Annotated in this window: 13 protein-coding genes; 2 read left to right on the forward strand and 11 right to left on the reverse strand. The window is 60.4% G+C overall.

Annotation, left to right across the window (positions count from 1 at the left end; all coding sequences use genetic code 11):
- Positions 1-219: 219 nt before the first annotated feature.
- The 3 genes from M5C56_RS05535 to M5C56_RS05545 form a co-directional block, all read right to left on the reverse strand.
- Complete coding sequence (locus tag M5C56_RS05535; RefSeq protein ID WP_103496851.1) at positions 220-1,464, reverse strand: saccharopine dehydrogenase family protein; 1,245 nt, start codon at positions 1,462-1,464, stop codon at positions 220-222.
- 26 nt (positions 1,465-1,490) lie between these two features.
- Positions 1,491-2,588, reverse strand: a complete 1,098-nt coding sequence (locus M5C56_RS05540; protein ID WP_103496852.1) for a carboxynorspermidine decarboxylase — start codon at positions 2,586-2,588, stop codon at positions 1,491-1,493.
- 227 nt (positions 2,589-2,815) lie between these two features.
- Positions 2,816-3,379 (reverse strand): TetR/AcrR family transcriptional regulator, encoded by a 564-nt coding sequence (locus M5C56_RS05545; protein ID WP_103496853.1) that lies wholly within the window; start codon positions 3,377-3,379, stop codon positions 2,816-2,818.
- A gap of 150 nt (positions 3,380-3,529) precedes the next feature.
- Between M5C56_RS05545 and M5C56_RS05550 the strand changes: the two genes are divergently transcribed.
- Positions 3,530-4,228 carry a glutathione S-transferase gene (locus tag M5C56_RS05550; protein WP_103496854.1) on the forward strand — a complete coding sequence of 233 codons (699 nt, stop codon included), beginning with the start codon at positions 3,530-3,532 and terminating at the stop codon, positions 4,226-4,228.
- 146 nt (positions 4,229-4,374) lie between these two features.
- Here the strand turns inward: M5C56_RS05550 and M5C56_RS05555 are convergent, their stop codons facing one another.
- From M5C56_RS05555 to M5C56_RS05570, 4 genes are read right to left on the reverse strand one after another with little or no spacing between them, the layout of a single operon-like run.
- Positions 4,375-5,223: an alpha/beta hydrolase gene (locus M5C56_RS05555; protein WP_103496855.1), complete on the reverse strand. Its 849-nt coding sequence runs from the start codon at positions 5,221-5,223 to the stop codon at positions 4,375-4,377.
- 33 nt (positions 5,224-5,256) lie between these two features.
- The gene (locus tag M5C56_RS05560; RefSeq protein WP_247263028.1) at positions 5,257-6,549 is read right to left on the reverse strand and encodes an FAD-binding oxidoreductase; all 1,293 of its coding nucleotides are present in this window, start codon (positions 6,547-6,549) and stop codon (positions 5,257-5,259) included.
- Positions 6,550-6,606: 57 nt separating this feature from the next.
- Positions 6,607-7,029, reverse strand: a complete 423-nt coding sequence (locus M5C56_RS05565; RefSeq protein WP_103499224.1) for a RidA family protein — start codon at positions 7,027-7,029, stop codon at positions 6,607-6,609.
- 34 nt (positions 7,030-7,063) lie between these two features.
- Positions 7,064-8,203, reverse strand: a complete 1,140-nt coding sequence (locus tag M5C56_RS05570) for a tyramine oxidase subunit B (protein ID WP_103499225.1) — start codon at positions 8,201-8,203, stop codon at positions 7,064-7,066.
- A 186-nt stretch (positions 8,204-8,389) separates the two neighbouring features.
- On the opposite strand from M5C56_RS05570, the gene M5C56_RS05575 reads away from it, so the two are divergent.
- On the forward strand, positions 8,390-9,217 hold the full coding sequence (locus tag M5C56_RS05575) for a helix-turn-helix domain-containing protein (protein WP_103499236.1): 828 nt from the start codon (positions 8,390-8,392) through the stop codon (positions 9,215-9,217).
- A gap of 16 nt (positions 9,218-9,233) precedes the next feature.
- Here M5C56_RS05575 and M5C56_RS05580 read toward each other — a convergent pair whose 3' ends face one another.
- From M5C56_RS05580 to M5C56_RS05595, 4 genes are all read right to left on the reverse strand, one after another.
- The gene (locus tag M5C56_RS05580; protein ID WP_103499226.1) at positions 9,234-10,175 is read right to left on the reverse strand and encodes a helix-turn-helix domain-containing protein; all 942 of its coding nucleotides are present in this window, start codon (positions 10,173-10,175) and stop codon (positions 9,234-9,236) included.
- Between the two features lie 69 nt (positions 10,176-10,244).
- On the reverse strand, positions 10,245-11,030 hold the full coding sequence (locus M5C56_RS05585) for a 2-keto-4-pentenoate hydratase (RefSeq protein ID WP_103499227.1): 786 nt from the start codon (positions 11,028-11,030) through the stop codon (positions 10,245-10,247).
- The gene (locus M5C56_RS05590) at positions 11,027-12,634 is read right to left on the reverse strand and encodes a bifunctional 3-(3-hydroxy-phenyl)propionate/3-hydroxycinnamic acid hydroxylase (protein ID WP_103499228.1); all 1,608 of its coding nucleotides are present in this window, start codon (positions 12,632-12,634) and stop codon (positions 11,027-11,029) included. The genes M5C56_RS05585 and M5C56_RS05590 overlap by 4 nt, the downstream gene beginning before the upstream one ends.
- Before the next feature lie 61 nt (positions 12,635-12,695).
- Positions 12,696-13,298, reverse strand: a complete 603-nt coding sequence (locus tag M5C56_RS05595) for an amino acid synthesis family protein (RefSeq protein ID WP_103499229.1) — start codon at positions 13,296-13,298, stop codon at positions 12,696-12,698.
- Positions 13,299-13,308 lie beyond the last annotated feature (10 nt).

Raw genomic sequence — 13,308 nt, forward strand, 5'->3', positions numbered from 1 at the left:
AGCCACTGGCTGGTGGTTCAGGGGCCGGGCAGCCAAAAGAAAAGCCGGTCGAGGTGAAATGGGTGGCTGACACGATGCAAGTATCGCTCCTTGGAGGGGATTCATCGCTGAAAGTTGCTGGCCTTGTCGAGCGCTCTTACCCACAAATAAAAACGCCGCTCAAAGAGCGGCGTTCTTGCGCATGGAACAGGGAACGAGACTCACACTACCGTGGAGGTCTCAGGCCTTGCCGTTCCAGGGGCGGTCTCCGTGTTCGTCCTTGATACGGGTCGGCAGGCCCATCACGTCCAGTGCCTTGAGGAACGGCTCAGCCGGCAGTTCCTCGACGTTAGCCATGCGTTGCACGTCCCACTCGCCGCGAGCGACCAGCAAGGCGGCCGCCACCGGTGGCACGCCCGCGGTATAGGAAATGCCCTGGCTGTCGGTTTCGGCGTAGGCTTCCTCGTGGTCCGCCACGTTGTAGATAAACACTTCACGCGGCTGGCCGTCCTTGGTGCCCTTGACCAGGTCGCCAATGCAGGTCTTGCCGGTATAGCCGGGTGCCAGCGAACTTGGGTCAGGGAGCACGGCCTTGACCACTTTCAGCGGCACCACTTCCAGGCCTTCGGCGGTCTTGACCGGTTGCTCGGAGAGCAGGCCAAGGTTCCTGAGCACCGTGAACACATTGATGTAGTGCTCGCCAAAGCTCATCCAGAAACGCACATTGGGCACGCCGAGATTCTTCGACAGCGAGTGCACTTCATCGTGGCCGGTCAGGTACAGGTTCTGCGCCCCGACCACTGGCAGGTCGTCAGTGCGCTTGACTTCGAACATGGTGTTGCTGGTCCACTGGCTGTTCTGCCAGCTCCACACCTGCCCGGTGAATTCGCGGAAATTGATTTCCGGATCAAAATTGGTGGCGAAATACTTGCCATGGGAACCGGCATTGACGTCAAGGATGTCGATCGAGTCAATGCTGTCAAAATACTGTTGCTGCGCCAATGCGGCATAGGCATTGACCACACCCGGATCGAAGCCCACACCGAGAATGGCAGTGATGTTCTTCTGCTTGCATTCCTCGAGGTGCTTCCACTCGTAGTTGCCATACCAGGGCGGCGTCTCGCAGACTTTGCCCGGCTCTTCATGAATGGCGGTGTCCAGATAGGCCACGCCGGTATCGATGCAGGCACGCAGCACCGACATGTTCAGGAAGGACGAACCGACGTTGATGACGATCTGCGATTCGGTTTCGCGGATCAACGCCTTCGTCGCTTCGACATCCAGGGCGTTCAACGAGAAGGCCTGGATATCGGCGGGCACCTTGAGGCTGCCCTTGGCTTTGACGCTGTCGATGATGGCCTGGCATTTGGAGATGTTGCGCGACGCGATAGCAATACGACCGAGTTCGTCGTTGTGCTGCGCGCACTTGTGGGCCACCACCTTGGCGACACCTCCTGCACCAATGATAAGTACGTTCTTCTTCAATTATCTATTTCTCTTTATCTGCCAGCTTAGGAAAGGCTGGACATGTAGTCGTTGTAACCAAACTCACGAACCACCTCGACACTTCCGTCGAGTTGCTTCACCACGATGGACGGCATTTTCAGGCCGTTGAACCAATTTTTCTTGACCATTGTGTAACCTGCTGCGTCAACAAACGACAGCCGATCGCCGATGGTCAGTGGGCGATCAAATTGATACTCGCCGAAAATGTCTCCGGCCAGGCAGGATTTGCCGCACACCATGAACGTGTGTTCGCCCGCGCTGGGGGCCAGCTTGGCATTCAGGCGATAGATCAGCAGATCGAGCATGTGCGCTTCGATGGAGCTGTCCACGACCGCCAGGTGCTTGCCGTTGTAGAGGGTGTCGAGCACGGTGACTTCCAGCGAGGCGCTCTGGGTGATGGCCGCTTCGCCCGGCTCCAGGTAAACCTGCACGGCGTATTTTTCCGAGAAGGCCTTGAGGCGCGCGCAAAAGGCGTCCAGCGCGTAGCCTTCACCGGTGAAATGGATACCGCCGCCGAGGCTGACCCACTCGACCTTGTGCAACAGATGGCCAAAGCGCTCTTCGATGGTGCACAGCATCTGGTCGAACAGGTTGAAGTCGCCGTTCTCGCAGTTGTTGTGGAACATGAAGCCGGAGATCTGCTCGATGACCTGCTCGATCTTGGCCGGGTCCCACTCGCCCAGGCGGCTGAATGGCCGCGCCGGGTCGGCCAGCAGGTAATCCGAGCTGCTCACCTGCGGGTTGACCCGCAGACCGCGGACCTTGCCAGCGGAGGCTTCGGTGTAGCGCTGCAACTGGCTGATGGAGTTGAAGATGATCTTGTCGCAGTTTTCGAGCATCTCCTCGATTTCGTCATCGGCCCAGGCCACGCTGTAGGCGTGGGTCTCGCCGGCGAACTTCTGCCGACCGAGCTTGAGCTCGTAGAGCGAGGACGAGGTGGTGCCGTCCATGTATTGCTGCATCAGGTCAAACACCGACCAGGTGGCAAAGCACTTGAGTGCCAGCAGGGCCTTGGCCCCGGACTGTTCGCGCACGTAAGCGATCTTCTGCAGGTTCACCAGCAGCTTTTGTTTGTCGATGAGGTAGTACGGCGTCTTGATCATTTCAAGGCCTCCGACATGGCCAGTCAAAAAAGGATGCGCATTGTGCCTTCACTGACTACAGATCGAAAGAGCAGAAAGCTCAAGTTGCTGAGTTGGGCTGAACTGGACATGGGGACTGCCTGAAAATTCCTATACTGACAGTGGGGCTGGATTTGTAGTCCCTTTCCCCGCTCCGCACCTCTGCCATGGGCGCTCCGGTCGCCAACCGTCCTGACGCGCCAAGCCTGTTATGTCGGAATGAGCCCCGCCTCCCGGTAGCTCTGAACCAGTTCGTCGAATAAACCGATATCCACGCGCGTTCGGGCAATCAATTGAGCGCCAGCAACCGCGGTGTAAATGGCCCGGGCACGCCGCTCGCACACTTCAACGCCTGCAAGGCCGGTATCAGAGAGTACTTTCGCCAGCCACGCCACATTGATGTCGGCAAACGCCAGCACTTCACGCTTCACTTCCTCGGGCAGGTCCTGGTATTCCGCGGCCATGAAGCTGGACAGACACAGCCTGTTTCCGCCCTCGAGTGAGCTTCGGAAGATCGTCGGGTACACCTGCAGGCAGCTGATCGGCTCAGGGTTTGCCCCGCGTATGTCCTCCAGAACACTGGCGGTGTCTTCCCAGTAGCGTCTGGCGACGGCAGCGCCGAGGTCGGCCTTGCTCGAGAAATGGTAATAGATGCTCGCATTCTTGATCCCCACTGCATCAGCGATGGTTCGGAAATTGATCCCACTGTAGCCGTGGATCTGAGCCGCTCCCTTGGCCGCTTCCAATATGGCTTCCCGGGCGTTTTCGCTCACGTTTTCATTCCTCGATGCTTTGATTCATGGGGTCATTGAGCCCGATGTTACTCGCACACGTCGCTACCTGCCAACTGACAGGTAGTTGTTGACAACGCAGAACCAAGCGCTCAACCTCTACCTACCATTTGACAGGCAGGTAGATAAATCATGACTTTCCAGCAACCGCACGACGTGTCCGAATCCCCAACGATGAAAATCTACGACTGGTACAACGGCCCCTACCCGGCGCGTGTCCGTATCGCGTTAGCCGAGAAAGGACTGCTGTCCCGGATCGAGTTTGTACCGGTCAATCTATGGGCAGGCGAGCACAAGAAACCCGAGTTCCTGGCCCTCAATTACTCGGGAACACTGCCCGTCCTGGAGCTGGGCGACGGCACGCTCATTGCCGAGTGCACCGCCATCACCCAGTACCTTGATGCACTGGAAGGCGCCCCTACGCTCACGGGTAAAACCCCCACCGAGAAAGGTCTCATCCATATGATGACCAAGCGTGCGGAAATCGAATTTCTAGACGCTGTCAGTGTGTATTTCCATCACGCAACGCCCGGGCTTGGGCCGGACGTCGAGCTGTCTCAGAACCCTGAATGGGGTGAGCGGATGCGGGACAAGGCAGTCAGGGGGATGCACTATTTCAACAGTGTCCTGAAAGGTCAGCCTTTTGTTGCAGGTAATGAATTCTCGATGGCCGATATTGCGCTGCTGGGCGGCATGATTTTCGCCTCGCTGGTGAAACTGCCGATACCTGATGAATGTGAAGCATTGGCCGCCTGGCAGGCCAGGATGCACGAGCGATCGAGCGTGCAGCAATGGCGCGCGATGGTGAAACGAGGCGAGCCGAAAAGCTGAGCGACATTCACGGTGGCGCGCCACGAATCGATACGTCGATAGGGCCAGCTGGCGCGGCTGAACAGGCGCCACGCAAGCAGGTGTCGATGGAGAACGGCACAAAGGCCGTCAGCGATCCAGCAGTGCGATCTGATGGGCCGAGGGTGTCATTGGCCCGGCAGCGCCAGGCTGTTGAGAAAGCCTGCGACCAGCGCGTTGAACACCTCGCCTTGATCATCGTGCACATAGTGACTCGCGTCGGCGACCTCCACCGTCCGAATGTGCGGGTTGCTGGCGCTCATGAGCTGCAGCATCGCGGGCGGCAGGAAGTCCGAGCGGCCACCGCGAATGAACAGGGTCGGGCAATCCAACGCGCGCACCGCCGGCCACAGGTCCGTCGGTTCGATACTCAGGCGCGCCTCGGCAATACCCTGCTGATCATGGCGCCAGGTGATCACGCCGTCGCGCGCCTTCATCGAATGCGCGAGCCTTGACGCCAGGCCCTGCTCCGACAACCCCGGGCGTGAAGCCTGCCAGAAGGCGCGAGCCGCGTCCCAGCTATCGAACTGCAACGGCGTCTGGCTCATCTCGCGACGAATGCGCGCGGCACCATCGCCCTGGCTTGAGGAGCCGGGACCGATGTCTTCGATCATCAAGCCCATCAGCCGTCCCGGGTTCTGCCGCGCATATTCAAGGGCGTTGGCGCCGCCTAATGAGTGCCCCAGTAATACAAACCGCGACAAGCCGAGATGAGCGACAAAGTCCTCGAGGTCCTCGACATACGACTGTGTGTGATAACTGTCGGGCGCGGCCCAGTCACTCAACCCTCGACCGCGCTGGTCCAGGGCATGGATGCAATAGCCCGCCCCCAAGGACTGCACCAGCGACTCCCAGGTCTGTGCATAGGCGCGCAAGCCATGTAACAGCACCAGGGGCACGCCGGTCGATTCGCCCCAACGCAAAAAATGCAGGCGCAAGCCTGAGCGGTTGGTAAAGAAACAGCTGTCAGAAGGCATCGGTTTGTTCCTTTGTGCAGGGCTCCGGCCGATCTAGAAACGATCGAAGCGATAAGGGCTTGGGTCAATGATTGGCGTCTGCCCGCAGACAAGATCCGCCGCAAGCTGACCTGCCGCTGGCGACGTGCCAAAACCGTGCCCCGAGAAGCCGGTGGCCACGGTCAGCCCCGGAATCTGCGCGACCGGCCCAATGACCGGATTGGAATCCGGCGTGACGTCGATAGTGCCTGCCCAGGCCTGGGCGATCCGCGCCTGTGCAAAAATCGGCCAGGCCGCCATGAGGTTGTTCATCGCGTCGTTATTGAGCCGCGGGTTGGCGGCCGGGTCTTGCATCCTGACACGTTCGAACGGGCTGACGCTGTAGGCTCGCCAACGCCGGGCAAGCGCCAGGTCGTTGAGAAAAGGCTTGCCCAGCGAGACGTTGAGGACGCTGCGCTGCGCACGGAACTGCGGCATGTATTGCCTGGCGAGCAACAGGTGATCGAGGGTCAGGAAGGCATCCAGTTTGCCGCGCTGGGTGATGATGAAGCCGCCGTCCCTGTGCTTGCGAAACGAAAAGTCCGGCGCACCGACCGCAATCTGCGTCGGCCCCTCCATTGGCTGGGTACGTAGCACCGAGCAGGTCAAAGGCAAGGTCGGCAACGACACGCCGAGGTTGCCGAGAAAGCGTCGTGACCACATCCCCCCCGCAAGCAACACATGATCGCAGCGAATCTCACCTTTCTCCGTGACCACGCCACTGACGGCTCCGGCGGACATTTGCAGGGTACGCACCGCGCACTGCTCGATTATCACCACGCCCATGGACATGGCCGCCTTGGCAATGGCGCTGCTGGCCAGCGTCGGTTCGGCACGCGCATCGGACGGCGTGAAAATGCCGCCGGCCCAGTCCCCCACCCCGCCCGGCACCAGCGCGTCAATCTCGCGTTTGCTGAGCAACCGCGAATCCAGCGACAGATGCTCCACCGACTTGAGCCAGCCCTCATGCAGCGCCATCTGCGATGGAGTGCGGCCCACGAACATGATGCCTTCGCGCCGATACCCGACATCCGCCCCGACCCGCTCGGGCATCTGCGCCCACAAGCGATCCGCCGCGAGCGCCAGCGGGATGTCGGCCGCGTGGCGACTGGTCTTGCGTACCCAGCCCAGGTTGCGTGATGACTGCTCACCGGCGATCTGGCCTTTTTCCAGCACTACCACCGAAATATTGCGTTCGGCCAATGTCAGCGCAGCGGTCAGGCCGATAATCCCGCCGCCAATGATGACGACGGAAGTCGTGTAGGGAAGCACGGTGGAGGTTTTCACAGGCGCTATAGTCGGTGCCATATTCAAGACTCGGTAAGCGAATGAAGTCGACCGCGCCTGCGCACGGCCGCGTGGCGGTTACTGTGTCAGGCGAATGACTTCGACTTGCGCCTTCGACGCGTTGCGATACGCCGTCACTTCCAGTTCCACCTTGTAGACCGTCGAGCCCAGGGGCGGACAGGTGACGGTGCTGGCCGGGTCGATGCCGCGAAACTTTTCGCCGATCATGTTCATCACGGCGGGTACGTCCTTGGGGTCCTGGATGAACACCCGCGAACACACCACATCCGCCAGGCTCGCATCGACCGCGGCCAAGGCCGCTTCGATATTGGCGAATACCTGCTGCGTCTGCTCGAGGATGTCCTCCGGGATCAACTTGGTTTGCGGGTTGCGGCCGGCGGTGTTGGAGACGTAGATCCAATTGTCCACGACCACCAGGCGCGAGTAGCTGGCCTGGTCTTCAAACGGGGAGCCGGTCTTGAGCTTGGTGATTTTTGTCATGTCGAATGCCTTGTCAGAGTAGGAGTTGGGTGGCTTAACGCAGAACCGGGGTTTCCCACAGATTCAACGTGACGCCGATGCCTTTTTCGATGGCGTTGCGGTACACCACCGTGCCCCAGGCCACGTCTTCCACGGGCATGCCACCTACCGACATGATGATGATTTCTTCATCGTGCTTACGGCCTGGCGCGGCCCCGGCGATGATCTTGCCGATGTCCTCGACGTCTTCGAGGCGCATCTTGCCTTCGGCGATCATGTCCATGAAGCGCACACCAATCACCGGCACGCAGTGATGCGCGGGCTTGGGCAGTTCTTCAAACCAGGCTTGGTAGAGACCGGTGTTGTCCAGCACCTTGCGCACGTCAGGCTGCTCCATCCCCTCGTCAAGAGAGCAGGACGCCGGCATCGCCAGGAAGGCACCCGGCTTGACCCATTCGCGCTTCACAATTGGGTAGATCGAGGGGTCACCCACCTCGCCGGAGCTACAATAGGTAACAAGGTCCGAGTCACGGACCACCTGTTCAAGGGTGTCGACCACTTTTATCGTGGTGACCTGTGGGTAGGTTTCTTTTACCCAGGCGATAAAGTCATCGAGGCTCTTCTGGCCACGACCTTTGATCTTCAGCGTGTCGAGATGCGGGCATACCGCCATGAACGCCGCCAGCGTGGTCTTGCCCATCACACCCGGGCCTAACAAGCCGACCACCTTCGAGCCCTTGCGTGCCAGGTGACGCGCACCCACGCCGGGAATCGCACCGGTGCGGTACGCGGACAGCAGGTTGGCCGACATATGGGCCAAAGGCGCGCCGGTGTCGGGGTCGTTGAGGGTGAACATCAAAATGGAGCGCGGCAGGCCCTTTTCGCGGTTGGCGATATTGGAGCCGTACCACTTCACGCCAGCGGTGCAAAAGCTGCCGCCCAGGTAGGCGGGCATGGCCATCATGCGTCGATCGGCCGTGGGCTTGGGCATGTTCGGGAAGGGCGAATCCTGCGGGAAGATGACCATCGCGCCATGGGAGTCATTGTTCGGGCCGGCCATGCGGTAGTCGCCGGAGTACAGCAAGCCGAACATCTCCTCCATCGTATTCACGCACGCCAGCATGTCGGTCACGCCCGCACGGATCATGTCCTGCTCGGAGAGGTAGATGAAGTCGATTTTTGTATTTGTAGACATAGTTATTCTCGAACTGAAGGTGATATCGCTGCGGTAGGCGCAGCTCCACGCTGTCGATGTCGAGTATCAGGGGGCGGGTTTCGGCGGTATTGTAAATTTCGGACAAGCCCGATTGGGCGGCATGGATAAAGTTGGCGCAATTAATGCGTGAAAATCCTCGTATCGCTGCCCATCGAAGGTGCAACCATGATCAAACAGCGCGTGCCAACGCGTCGGCACCACACGGCGAACGAACAGCCCTGGTTCGTGCTCAACTCTTCACGGTATTCGGTCATCCCCTCCGAGCACCCGGCGATCTCGCATTTCTATGCCTTCGATGTGGCGCAATCGACCAATCTGCTGGCCGTGCCGGACGGTTGCGTGGACATTGTTTTCGACTGTGATGCAACACGCCCTACCGCCAGGATCTGTGGCACGCCGCTCGCCGCCCAGGCGGTCGAGTTGCACCAGAACCATCACTACTTTGGCGTGCGCTTTTCACCGGGAGTCATTCCCGGTTTCATCAATGTGCTGGCCGAGGAATTGACCGAGCGGGAACTCGACCTGCTGGAGGTCTCGGGATTTGCCCAGCGCATCTTCGAAAGTATCGTTCAGGCACCGCAGCTGGGCGAGCAAATGCGGCTGTTCAACGACTACCTTGCCCCGCGCCTGATGGGTAAAACCTCAACCCTTACGGCCATGGTCATTCAGCAGGCGCTGCGCCATCGCGGTGATATTCGGATTCGGCAACTGGAAGACCTCAGCGGTTACACCAGCCGCACGCTGCACCGACAATTCAGCCAGGACACTGGCCTGTCGCCCAAGACCTTTTGCCGAATCATCCGCTGCCAGGCCGCCCTGGAAACCCTCAATACCCAACAGGATGTATCGTTTTCGGAGCTGGCCCTCGACCTGGGCTTTTCCGATCAATCGCACTTCCTGCGTGACTTCAAGAAACTGGTCAGCACCACGCCGTGCGACTACCAACGCAAAATGGCGCAGAACGCCTATAGCGACCGGATCAGTTACGCCTGATCACATTGATGGACTTTTAGCGCACCGCCCTGAGCGTTTCGGACGGGGGCTCGCCAAACAACGCCCGGTAGTGCGCAGCAAAGTGGCTCAGATGAAAAAAGCCCATCGCCACTGCAATCTCACCGACGTTGTGGGTGCAGGCAGGGGTTGCGATCAAGCGACGTCGGACCGCATTGAGGCGCAGATTGCGCAGGTATTCGACAGGACGCATTCCGGTCACCGCCTGAAAACTGTTCTGCAGGGTCCGGCGGCTCACCCGCAGGTGTTCGCACAGGTCGAGAATACTCAGTGGTGTATCGCCACTGGCATCGATCAGCTCCTGGCAGCGCTTGACCAGGTAAGCACTCACGGCGAAATTACCGCGACGACAACGGACCTCATCGGTGGCGTGGCTGAACAAATCGAGGAACACGTCGAGCAGTTCGTCCTCCAGCATTTTCTCGGCCGTTGGGCTGATGGCGTCGGTCTGTTCCAGAAGGTGATGAAACAAGGGTTGAATACGCTGGCGTATTCGCAACAGCAAGCCGTCATCCACACAGAGCTGAGACGTGGTCTTCAAGCGCTTGAGCTGATCGCCGGACAATTCGAAGGCCGCCAGTCTGGCGAAGCGTACCGCATCGACGTTGAGCGCGAAGAAGTGCATGCCTTCTGGTGCGTGCAACACAAACTCCTCGGCGTCGCGCAACAGCACCACGCTGTGGGTGCCCACCTGTTGCCCCTGCACCACCGGCGTGCTACCCAAAGACATGGCTGCGCACAATCGACCTTTCGGCGCATAGCCGCGCTGCACCACACGTTTGTCCAGGATTTCCTGGAAAATCTGAAAGCGCTCGGCGGACAACTGCCGCAGCTCACTGGTCAGGCAGCCACGACCGAGTTGGTCATAGACTTGCCGCCAGCCCTGGATGGAGCCGGCGTGTTGTTGAGAGTCATTGAAGGTTCGAACTTCAGCGAGCATGGTCGTCGTTCCTCGGTGGCCCCGGTGTTTTTATCGGCCTGAAAGGGACTCAGTCATCCATGACGACAGCTAGCCTTCACACAGGGCGGTGTCCGCCGTGAAAACCAAAGCCAGTTCCATGCCAAACATATGCAGGCGGTACGTGCTGGGCTGGATATTCATCGGTGGCAACAGCGCCCCGGACAGCACGACCTGCCCGGCTTCCACACCTTGACCGTCGGCCAGCAAACGTCGAATCAGCCAGCACAGATTGGCCAGCGGGCGGTCCTCTCGGTCCCCGGTATCCCCGTAGCCGCAGAGCACACCTGCGCATTCCAGGCGATACGTCACGCCGGCGTGCTGTACAGGATCGAAAGGAATACGCGGACCGAGGCAATAAAGCCCCGCCGCGGCGTTGTCGGCAAGAAAGGCGCCCACGCCAAAATCCCAGCCCTGCCAACGGCAGTCGGCGATCTCGAACGCCGGCGCGACCTCGCCGATGGCGGCCAGGATATCCTCGTCGCGGTAGTCACCCGGCACCAGGCTACGCCCCAGGACAATCGCCATTTCGATCTCCAGCTTGGGCTGGATCAATCGCGAGAGCACCAGGGCCGTGTTCGGCTCGACCACCATGCAATCCGTGAGGCCGCCATACACCGGCTCGTCAAGGCCGAAGCGCTTTTGCGCGGCGCTGCCGGCGAGGGCGATCTTCCACCCGCTCAATTGCTCGCCGGCGGCCTGACGACGGTCCAGTGCCTGGCGCTGCAGCGCATACCCGGCAGACCGATCTATCGCCTCGGGGGCCAGTGGCGCAATGGCTTGCACCGTGCGCGTCGCCTGATGCAGCCGGTCAAGTAACGCGTTGCCGCTGTTCATGACAGTTGCTCGGCCAATTTGCGTAGTACACCTTCAAGCCGCTGCGGCGTGGTAATGGCGGCGACAAACCGATCCGGGCGCACCACCACGATGCAGTCGCGTACTTTGGAGAACCATTCGCCCAGGCGATTATCCACGTCCTCCACACTGATGGCGTCCGTGGCCGTCAATGGCTGGTGACGGCCTATCCCACTGCGCGAACGATTGACCTGAATAAAACGCGTGTCCCAGCGCGCCCAGTACGCCGCCATTTCCTCGCTGAGCTGCTCGCGCGGATTCACCCGATACCCCAGCACCGCATAGGAGTTGCCCAGCACTTCATCCAGGCGTCGACGCTGCCCCCGGGCGTCTTCGATAGACGGCTGCACAAACAACTGGCCGACCAGATCGTCCTCACGCAATTCGGCACGTTCATGATGGACCAGGCCCTTGGTAATGGTGGCCTTGGGTTTGAATTTGAACTCCAGCAGATGCGAGCGCAGGTCGTCGACGCTGTTCACCGCCTGGAACAGCCAGTCGCGCACGCCGGCCATCAACGGGTTGGTCAGCCCCAATACCGCGCCCATATTGTCGGCCAGGGCCACCAGTTCGGTGGCGTGCCCGCGGCGTTCCTGGTCGTAGCTGGCGAGGATCGAATGCGAGGCGCGCCCCTGGATGATTGCCGCCAGCTTCCAGGCGACGTTGGCCACGTCCCGCAGCCCGGAATTGAGGCCCTGCCCGGCCCAAGGTGGCGAAATATGCGCGGCATCCCCCACCAGCGCCACACGCCCTTGGACAAACCGCGCCGCGATCCTGGAATGGTGGGTATAGGCGCGGATGCGGATGATGTTCAACGGCTCGACCGCGTCGCCGATATGCCCACGGATCAAATCACGAATCGTGCTTTCCTCGCACATCTTCGCCTCATCTTCACCCTCCAGGAGCATGAACTCCCAGCGACGCTGCTGGTACGGCAGGTAGATGCACACGAAGGGCCGTTGCGGGTCGGCATGCAGTGCGGTGAAGGGGGCATCCAGGGTGTCGTTGGCCGTATCGACCACCATCCATTTGCGCGGGTGTGTCAGCCCCAGCAGCTCGATCCCGAGCTTTTTACGCACGGTGGAGCGTCCGCCGTCGGCGCCGATCACATAGTCGGCCCGCAGTTGATAAATCTCGCCCTGGGCATCGCGCACCTGCAATGTCACGCCCTGCCCGTCCTGCTCAAGTTCGAGCATTTCATGGCCTTGGCGCAACACCACGCTGGCGCGCTGCCCCAGGGTTTCGCGGAGCGTGCCTTCCAGCAACTGCTGCATGAAAATATTGCGCATTGGCCAGCCGTAATGGGCGGTACTCGGCTTGACCTCGGCGAAACACACACCGCGGGCATTGTAATAGCGCAGCGGTACATCGCAGATCATGTCGCGCACGGCCAGGTCGGCAATGCCGATGCCCTGCAGCACCCGCAGTGCTTCGTCATCCATGCCCACCGCGCGAGGGTAAGGCAGTATGCAGTCGGCAAGCTCAAGGACGACGCAGTCGATACCGTACATCCCCATATAGTGCGCGGCCGTGATCCCGTTGGGGCCACCGCCGACAATGACAACCTGGGTTTTCTCCTGCTTCATCGCTATTCACCGCTTTCTTGTTGTGGTTTTAATCCGGCGACGCAAAAGCCGTGCGCGGCGATCAGTGCAGCCCATCCAGGCCTTTGACGTCCGCCGCCTGCAGGCCCCCCAGCCGCGCGTGCAAACGCCCGCGCGTGGCGAAAGCCCAGATCACGATCACCTCATCCGGCGCGGGACCGTCACCAAACATCAACGACATGCTGTCGTAATGGGAGCGCACATACAGGGCATCCTTGTGGGCCAGCGGCACATCAATGGTCGAGCCCGGACCGCCGCGTTTGCCGGTGGACGGCACCCAGGATTTGCCGCCGCCCAGCGCCAGGCGTACCGGATCGGCGGCCGGGTTGGTCAGGAACGCGTTGCCGTGTTCATACTCGCCCTGACTGCCCACCAGGCAAGCTTTACCGTAGCTGACAATCTCCCGCGAGCCGGCCAGCGCCTGAATGCGACGACCGAACTCTTCGCCCAGCAGCGGCGACGGTTCCACCAACTCGGTCAGCGACTCGCTGTAGCGACCGGCATAGGGGTTGGCGATCACGGCGGCGACGGCATATTTGAACAACGGTTCGCCATCGGCCAACTGGCCACTTTCGTTGGCCAGGGTTTCTTCGACAAAGCTGTACCATTTGCGGATGTGATAGGTTGCAAAATTCGCGATTTTCATCAGGGTTGCC

It is taken from the genome of Pseudomonas sp. MWU13-2862 (genome assembly GCF_023242495.1).
Lineage (GTDB): Bacteria > Pseudomonadota > Gammaproteobacteria > Pseudomonadales > Pseudomonadaceae > Aquipseudomonas > Aquipseudomonas gingeri_D.

Coding starts and splice junctions, on each gene's coding strand:
- M5C56_RS05585 (WP_103499227.1), bottom strand. CDS start 11,030: ATGAACAGCGGCAACGCGTTACTTGACCGGCTGCATCAGGCGACGCGC.
- M5C56_RS05580 (WP_103499226.1), bottom strand. CDS start 10,175: ATGCTCGCTGAAGTTCGAACCTTCAATGACTCTCAACAACACGCCGGC.
- M5C56_RS05555 (WP_103496855.1), bottom strand. CDS start 5,223: ATGCCTTCTGACAGCTGTTTCTTTACCAACCGCTCAGGCTTGCGCCTG.
- M5C56_RS05575 (WP_103499236.1), top strand. CDS start 8,390: ATGATCAAACAGCGCGTGCCAACGCGTCGGCACCACACGGCGAACGAA.
- M5C56_RS05595 (WP_103499229.1), bottom strand. CDS start 13,298: ATGAAAATCGCGAATTTTGCAACCTATCACATCCGCAAATGGTACAGC.
- M5C56_RS05560 (WP_247263028.1), bottom strand. CDS start 6,549: ATGGCACCGACTATAGCGCCTGTGAAAACCTCCACCGTGCTTCCCTAC.
- M5C56_RS05570 (WP_103499225.1), bottom strand. CDS start 8,203: ATGTCTACAAATACAAAAATCGACTTCATCTACCTCTCCGAGCAGGAC.
- M5C56_RS05590 (WP_103499228.1), bottom strand. CDS start 12,634: ATGAAGCAGGAGAAAACCCAGGTTGTCATTGTCGGCGGTGGCCCCAAC.
- M5C56_RS05540 (WP_103496852.1), bottom strand. CDS start 2,588: ATGATCAAGACGCCGTACTACCTCATCGACAAACAAAAGCTGCTGGTG.
- M5C56_RS05565 (WP_103499224.1), bottom strand. CDS start 7,029: ATGACAAAAATCACCAAGCTCAAGACCGGCTCCCCGTTTGAAGACCAG.
- M5C56_RS05550 (WP_103496854.1), top strand. CDS start 3,530: ATGACTTTCCAGCAACCGCACGACGTGTCCGAATCCCCAACGATGAAA.